This window comes from Lacinutrix chionoecetis (genome assembly GCF_053604665.1).
On record NZ_JBSHNQ010000090.1, the window covers coordinates 1 to 528 of the forward strand.

1 protein-coding gene is annotated in these 528 nt (G+C 39.2%); it reads left to right on the plus strand.

The window, feature by feature from the left end:
* Window positions 1-528 (plus strand): DUF7507 domain-containing protein (locus ACVC43_RS16725; protein WP_452225696.1); only part of this gene is annotated, 528 nt, incomplete at both ends.

The window sequence follows — 528 nt, forward strand, 5'->3', positions numbered from 1 at the left end:
TATACCTTCACTGTAACAAACACTGGTGCTGTATCTATTAATTCAATCACAATTACTGATGATTTACTTGGTGGAGACATTACAGCTACGCTTACACTTGCTGGTGATACTAATAATGATGGTCTATTGGATCCTACCGAAACGTGGGTATTCACTGCGCCAGATTACACAGTAACACAAGCAGATGTGGATGCTGGTAACATTATAAACAACGTTACAGTTGATGGTCTTGAACCAGACGGAACAACGCCTGTACAAACAACAGATACTTACATAATTGATGCTAATAATCCAGACGTTACACTTTGTGACGATGGTAGTATTAACGTGGTTAAGTCTGCTTCTACTTCAACTAACGAATGTGTGGCTGCTGGTGATGCTGTAACCTATACCTTCACTGTAACAAACACTGGTGCTGTATCTATTAATTCAATCACAATTACTGATGATTTACTTGGTGGAGACATTACAGCTACGCTTACACTTGCTGGTGATACTAATAATGATGGTCTATTGGATCCTACCGAA